General features: G+C 50.5%; 7 protein-coding genes and 3 tRNA genes. 2 read left to right on the top strand and 8 right to left on the bottom strand.

Translation table 11 applies throughout. The annotated features are described in order from the left end of the window. Positions 1-15: 15 nt before the first annotated feature. Positions 16-713 (bottom strand): IS1-like element IS1A family transposase gene (locus OGX91_RS07475; RefSeq protein WP_103215986.1). Its coding sequence is split into 2 segments (ribosomal slippage): positions 16-464 and positions 464-713, totalling 699 coding nucleotides; the frame shifts between segments, so codons are not numbered across the junction. A 49-nt stretch (positions 714-762) separates the two neighbouring features. Here OGX91_RS07475 and OGX91_RS07470 point away from each other — a divergent pair. Next, entirely contained in the window at positions 763-1,722 is a 960-nt protein-coding gene (locus OGX91_RS07470; protein ID WP_286625848.1) for a patatin-like phospholipase family protein, read from the top strand. Positions 1,723-1,842: 120 nt separating this feature from the next. On the opposite strand, the gene OGX91_RS07465 is transcribed toward OGX91_RS07470, so the two are convergent. Next, positions 1,843-2,313, bottom strand: coding sequence for an SRPBCC family protein (locus OGX91_RS07465; RefSeq protein ID WP_040232433.1), 471 nt, complete (start codon positions 2,311-2,313; stop codon positions 1,843-1,845). Between the two features lie 217 nt (positions 2,314-2,530). On the opposite strand from OGX91_RS07465, the gene OGX91_RS07460 reads away from it, so the two are divergent. Further along, positions 2,531-2,869: a hypothetical protein gene (locus OGX91_RS07460; protein WP_155021225.1), complete on the top strand. Its 339-nt coding sequence runs from the start codon at positions 2,531-2,533 to the stop codon at positions 2,867-2,869. 168 nt (positions 2,870-3,037) lie between these two features. Here the strand turns inward: OGX91_RS07460 and OGX91_RS07455 are convergent. The 6 genes from OGX91_RS07455 to uvrY all read right to left on the bottom strand — a co-directional run bounded on the left by OGX91_RS07455 (position 3,038) and on the right by uvrY (position 6,579). Further along, positions 3,038-3,124 (bottom strand) — tRNA-Leu (locus OGX91_RS07455). 12 nt (positions 3,125-3,136) lie between these two features. Then, positions 3,137-3,210: transfer RNA gene (locus OGX91_RS07450), tRNA-Cys, on the bottom strand. A 52-nt stretch (positions 3,211-3,262) separates the two neighbouring features. Continuing rightward, positions 3,263-3,338, bottom strand: a tRNA-Gly gene (locus tag OGX91_RS07445). Between the two features lie 151 nt (positions 3,339-3,489). Continuing rightward, on the bottom strand, positions 3,490-4,038 hold the full coding sequence (gene pgsA / locus OGX91_RS07440) for a CDP-diacylglycerol--glycerol-3-phosphate 3-phosphatidyltransferase (protein ID WP_003030490.1): 549 nt from the start codon (positions 4,036-4,038) through the stop codon (positions 3,490-3,492). 55 nt (positions 4,039-4,093) lie between these two features. Beyond that, entirely contained in the window at positions 4,094-5,926 is a 1,833-nt protein-coding gene (gene uvrC / locus OGX91_RS07435; RefSeq protein ID WP_040232435.1) for an excinuclease ABC subunit UvrC, read from the bottom strand. Next, positions 5,923-6,579, bottom strand: a complete 657-nt coding sequence (gene uvrY / locus OGX91_RS07430; RefSeq protein ID WP_040232437.1) for a UvrY/SirA/GacA family response regulator transcription factor — start codon at positions 6,577-6,579, stop codon at positions 5,923-5,925. The genes uvrC and uvrY overlap by 4 nt, the downstream gene beginning before the upstream one ends. Positions 6,580-6,749: the final 170 nt, after the last annotated feature.

Here is a 6,749-nt window from a genome sequence, read left to right as displayed (position 1 = left end):
GGTAATGACTCCAACTTATTGATAGTGTTTTATGTTCAGATAATGCCCGATGACTTTGTCATGCAGCTCCACCGATTTTGAGAACGACAGCGACTTCCGTCCCAGCCGTGCCAGGTGCTGCCTCAGATTCAGGTTATGCCGCTCAATTCGCTGCGTATATCGCTTGCTGATTACGTGCAGCTTTCCCTTCAGGCGGGATTCATACAGCGGCCAGCCATCCGTCATCCATATCACCACGTCAAAGGGTGACAGCAGGCTCATAAGACGCCCCAGCGTCGCCATAGTGCGTTCACCGAATACGTGCGCAACAACCGTCTTCCGGAGCCTGTCATACGCGTAAAACAGCCAGCGCTGGCGCGATTTAGCCCCGACATAGCCCCACTGTTCGTCCATTTCCGCGCAGACGATGACGTCACTGCCCGGCTGTATGCGCGAGGTTACCGACTGCGGCCTGAGTTTTTTAAGTGACGTAAAATCGTGTTGAGGCCAACGCCCATAATGCGGGCGGTTGCCCGGCATCCAACACCATTCATGGCCATATCAATGATTTTCTGGTGCGTACCGGGTTGAGAAGCGGTGTAAGTGAACTGCAGTTGCCATGTTTTACGGCAGTGAGAGCAGAGATAGCGCTGATGTCCGGCAGTGCTTTTGCCGTTACGCACCACCCCGTCAGTAGCTGAACAGGAGGGACAGCTGATAGAAACAGAAGCCACTGGAGCACCTCAAAAACACCATCATACACTAAATCAGTAAGTTGGCAGCATCACCGTCGCACTGGAGAAGAAGTTACAAGATAAAGAAAAAAAACCAACAGCAAGAATCGCTGATTATTTCGATTTAGTCGCAGGCACCAGTACTGGCGCCATCCTCTGTTCTGCTTATGTGTGTCCCGACGCGACAGGAACCCCCAAATTTTCCGCTCAGGAAGCCGTCAACTTCTATCTTCAGGACGGCGATGAGATTTTTGACGTCGGCATTTGGAAAACCATCAGTTCATTAGGCGGTGTAAGTGATGAAAAATATCCGGCAACGGAACTGGAGCGAGTATTAAAAACAGCCTTCGGTGATACAAAACTGAGTGAATTATTAAAACCAACCTGCTTTGTTGCTTATGATGTCAGCAGTCGTCTTCCGGTGATCTTCAAACAACACTCTGCCGTAGCCAAAAAACGGGATTTTCTGGTCAGAGATGTTTTACGTGCTACCTCCGCAGCACCGACGTACTTCGAAGCAGCGCGGATTTACTCGCTTCCCCCATTGCCGCAAAAGTATGTCCTGGTCGATGGTGGTGTCGTGGCGAACGATCCAGCACTGTGTGCCTATTCCGAGGCGATTAAGTTTTCAAACGTCGCTGGCATCAAAGACATGATCATTGTCTCTCTGGGTACCGGTAAAAAACTGCAGGGCTATTCATATTCAGAGGTTAAAGACTGGGGCCCCTTTGGCTGGGCGAAACCCGCTATCGATATCGCGCTCGAAGGTGGTCCGCAGATGACTGCCTACTATTTACAACAAATCGCCTCAACGGTAAAAAATGCGAAATATTACAGGCTTCAACCCGAATTATATGATGCCGATCCAACGCTGGATAACGCATCACGAGAGAATTTAGAACGGCTGCATAACGCAGGACTGCAAAATGCAGCAGCATTCGACAACACGTTAAATGAAATTGCCACATTGCTAGTTAGCAACGGCGGGATTTTTAACTTTCAGGGCTAAAACTGCCCCTGAGAACAGAGGACGAAGAACCTGTCCAGCAAGTGTTATTGACGCAAACAGTTTGAGCACCGCCCAGCGGTGAAATGGCAAGTAAATAGCCCTAATGGGATAGGCTCTGAATCAAAATATATACACATGGGTGCCAAGTTTACGGGCTAATCCCTTCGCCCCCTCGCGCATTACCGTATCGTGGTTCCAGCGAAATACCGGTGCCGCCAGCGGGGCAAGTATATTCATCCAGCGAATCGTGGTTCGTACATTCCAGTCGTACCTGACAATAGTCTCCCTACCGGTATCAATAAAAGACCATACCCCGCGCCCTTCAACCTCGCCGCTGGCAGCACCTTCAAGAAGAGCGTACTGCAAAATAGTTAATACATTGATATCAAAGGTTAAACGATACGGAAGTACCCCCTTCCAGGTGTAACGATGCAACGCTCCGACCCCCTGTATATCGCCTTTCTTGATCTCAACAACACGCTCAAGGCTGCTCCACCATTCTGGCCACTGATCCGGGTGGGAGAAAACATCCCAGACATCCTGCAGTGAAGCCTCAACCTGCCAGACCGTGGAAAACTGATAGTCAGCCATCGCCTTCTCTCCCCTATGGGGTGAAAAATCTGCGGCACCTGCCTGTGCTACGAACAGGCATAATCACCTGTGAGCTGTTTTTATTATAGTGTTTAATTACACGGCCAGTCCCCCCAAAATCACCGCCTCAGCTGCCAGAAAATGGTTATTTACCGCCCGGATAAGAGCGTCATCAAACGCTATACTTTAATAGCCACATTATTTATGAGTATTTATCATGAAACTACCACGGGTATTTTCATGCGCCGTCCTTGCACTACTGCTGTTGGCATCTTCATCTGTTGCAGCCGGCGCATTGCAACGTCAGGCTCAACGAGAGCAAGAGTTGAGTGCTGCGTTAGCTGTCGGCAATGGCGTTATTGTGATTGGCGGAGCAGATGATTTTGCGTTTACGCTCAGAGCCCGTAACCGGATCCACAGATCCTTTGCGATTGAGGATGGCATTAACGATCCCCTCATAATGAGCGGTTTTCAGAACCGTAACCCCGCCCGTGATGGGTTCATGAACAACCCTGCCCGCGGAGGGTTTATGCTGAGCGCGCCTATTCACCGATAAACGAATGGGCTAAATCATGTTAGTGAATTGGGCGTTTTGGCGGTTTTGCTTTATTGGTGGGTATTGCGACGCAAGCTATTAGCTGTCAGTCAGTTTCAGGCACAAAAAAACCACCCGTAGGTGGTTTCACGACACTGCTTATTGCTTTGATTATTCTGTTCTTTCCCATGGTACCCGGAGTGGGACTTGAACCCACACAGCGCGAACGCCGAGGGATTTTAAATCCCTTGTGTCTACCGATTCCACCATCCGGGCTCGGGAAGAAATTGGAGGCGCGTTCCGGAGTCGAACCGGACTAGACGGATTTGCAATCCGCTACATAACCGCTTTGCTAACGCGCCGAAATCTTCTGGCTTTACAGCCAAACATCCGCAAATGCCGATGTTTTAAATTTGGAGCGGGAAACGAGACTCGAACTCGCGACCCCGACCTTGGCAAGGTCGTGCTCTACCAACTGAGCTATTCCCGCATCACCAAGTAACTTTGTTAATCACTTGATTTTGTTATCGTCTGGCAATCAGTGCTGCCGTTCGATGCGTTGCATTCTACTTACCTGACGCAATGAGTCAACGATATTTTTCACCACTGACGATCGTTTGCTGAAATTTGCGGCGAAACGATCACTGATCAAGCAAATCTCCCCGTGCGGCGCTCAAATACTGGAACATTGACCACAAAGTCAGAATCGCGGCGACAAAGAAAAGTGCAATCCCGGCATACTCTACCCAGATATTTGGACGCCACAGCAGCCATGCCAGCGCCGCCATTTGCGATGTTGTTTTGACTTTACCGATCCACGACACCGCCACACTGCTACGCTTGCCAAGTTCTGCCATCCATTCACGCAGCGCTGAAATGATAATTTCACGCGCGATCATCGTGGCGGCTGGCAATGTCACCCACCAGCTATGGTAGTGCTCCGTCACCAGCACCATCGCGATAGCCACCAGAACCTTATCTGCCACCGGATCGAGGAACGCCCCGAAACGTGTACTTTGGTTCCAGCGGCGCGCCAGAAAACCGTCAAACCAGTCGGTAACGGCTGCAATACAGAAAATCAGCGCACAAACGAAGGGAGCCCAGGTGAATGGCAGATAAAACGCCAATACAAAGAATGGGATCAGAATGACGCGAAACAGCGTGAGCAATGTAGGGATATTAAATTGCATATGACGGATAACTATCTGTTGTCAGTGAAATTACCCCTATGTTGCTACAGAGGGCCTAATGTTTCAACGAGTAGAAGATCTTTTCTGCCAGAGCTTGCGAAATACCCGGCACTTTTGCAATTTCTTCGACACTGGCGTTACGAAGCCCTTGCAAACCCCCCATATACTTCAGCAACATTTGTCGGCGCTTAGGGCCAACGCCTTCGATGGTTTCCAGCGTGCTGGTGCTTTTCACCTTCGCCCGTTTTTTACGGTGTCCGCTAATGGCGTGATCGTGAGACTCATCGCGGATATGCTGAATAACGTGCAACGCAGGGGAGTCCGGCGGCAGGCTAAACCCCTCGCCTTCCGGTTCAAAGAACAAGGTTTCCAGGCCGGCTTTGCGATCTGCCCCTTTTGCCACACCCAGTAACAGAGGGTGCTGTTTATCCCAGGGCACGTCCAGTTCAGCAAAAACAGCTTTCGCCTGCCCTAGCTGGCCTTTACCGCCGTCGATCAAAATAACATCCGGGATCTTACTTTCTTCTATTGCCTTACCATAACGCCGACGCAGTACCTGGTTCATCGCCGCGTAATCATCACCCGGTGTAATACCCGTAATGTTATAGCGACGATACTCCGCACGCAGCGGCCCGTTAGCATCAAAAACCACGCAGGAGGCAACGGTCTGCTCGCCCATTGTGTGGCTAATGTCAAAACACTCCATGCGTTTCACCGCAGGCAGTTTCAGCACGGATGCCAGCGCCGTCAGACGTTGGGTAATAGTGGACTGCTGGGAAAGCCTGGTGGTTAACGCCGTAGCCGCATTGGTACGCGCCAGCTTCAGATATCGGGCACGATCGCCTCGCGGCTTCGTCTGGACGTTAATCTTCCGCCCGGCCAGTTCAGACAAAGAGTCAGCCAACAGCGTCTTATCGCTAAGATTGAAATCAAGCAGGATCTCACCAGGCAAGGTACGCACCTGGCTACCCTGTAAATAGAACTGCCCAACGAAGGTTTCAACCACCTCGCCCAGTTCCGTTCCCCCAGGTACTTTAGGAAAATAGCTGCGACTGCCTAACACTTTGCCCTGACGAATGAACAAGACGTGTACGCAGGCCATTCCGGCATCAAATGCCACGCCGATAACATCCAGATCGTCGCCAGTATTGGAAACAAACTGTTTTTCAGTGACACGGCGAACCGCCTGAATTTGGTCGCGGATACGCGCGGCCTCTTCAAACTCAAGGTTCTGACTGGCCTTCTCCATCCGGGTTATCAGTTGCGTTAACACCTGATCGTCTTTGCCGGATAAAAACAGCCGTACGTAGTCGACCTGCTGCGCGTACTCTTCTTCACTCACCAGACCGGCGACGCAAGGCCCAAGGCAGCGGCCAATCTGATATTGCAAACACGGGCGTGAACGGTTGCGATAAACGCTATTTTCGCACTGACGTATTGGGAAAATTTTCTGCAATAGTGCCAGTGTCTCGCGGACGGCATAACCGTTAGGAAACGGTCCAAAGTATTCACCTTTAGCATGCTTCGCGCCGCGATGCGTCGCCAGACGCGGATGGGTATCGCCACTGAGGAAAATAAAGGGATAGGATTTATCATCGCGCAGCAATACGTTATAGCGCGGTTGGTACAACTTGATGTAATTGTGCTCTAGCAATAATGCTTCAGTTTCGGTGTGCGTCACCGTGACATCAATCTGCTGAATTTGTGCCACCAGCGCTTCGGTTTTACGCGATGCAAGGTTGCTACGGAAATAGCTGGAGAGCCGTTTTTTCAGGTCTTTCGCTTTACCGACATAGATAACCGTCCCGGCGGTATCGTACATACGATAGACGCCAGGCTGGCTGGTCACGGTTTTCAGAAACGCTTTAGCATCGAACTGTTCGGTCACAGGCTTGTTAATGTCTCCGCATTACACAGGCCATGGCGAATTGCCAGGTGAGTCAGCTCCACATCGCCATGAATGTTTAATTTACTGAACATTCGATAGCGGTAGCTGTTCACTGTTTTGGGACTAAGATTCAGTTGTTCTGAGATCTCATTGACCTTCTGGCCTTTGGTGATCATCAGCATAATCTGCAACTCGCGTTCAGACAAACTGGCAAACGGGGTTTCCGTTTTCTCTGGCTCAATCTGGCTAAGCGCCATTTGTTGAGCAATATCGGAAGCAATGTAGCGCTGCCCGGAAAAGACCGAACGAATCGCGCTCACGACTTCCTGAGGGGCGGCCCCCTTGCTGAGATAGCCCGCGGCTCCCGCCTGCATAACTTTTGCCGGCAATGGGTTTTCGGTATGAACAGTCAACATGATCACTTTAATGTCAGCCGAGGAACGCGCAATTTTGCGGGTTGCCTCCAGACCGCCAATACCGGGCATATTCATGTCCATCAGCACAACGTCGACGGCGTTAACGCGGCACCATTTGACCGCATCTTCGCCGCAGCACGCCTCGCCGACAACTTTAATGCCTTTTATATCTTCCAGAATGCGTCGTATCCCTGCGCGCACCAGTTCGTGGTCATCAACAAGAAAAACGTTGATCAAAGGAATATCTCCAGAATAGGGATAACGCTACCGATAGTTAATCTGTCCTATGTTAACGGGTTTTATCTCAACTTTGAAATCTAAAAAACACCCGACTTTCGATTTTGCTCTCGTTTTTGGAAATTAGATTGTACGAACCGTGGAAACTTTCACGGTTGAAGGGCGTTTGC

It is taken from the genome of Citrobacter sp. Cpa228 (assembly GCF_030333085.1).
GTDB classification, from domain to species: Bacteria; Pseudomonadota; Gammaproteobacteria; order Enterobacterales; family Enterobacteriaceae; genus Citrobacter; species Citrobacter pasteurii.
This window is presented reverse-complemented; position numbering and strand designations above follow the sequence as displayed.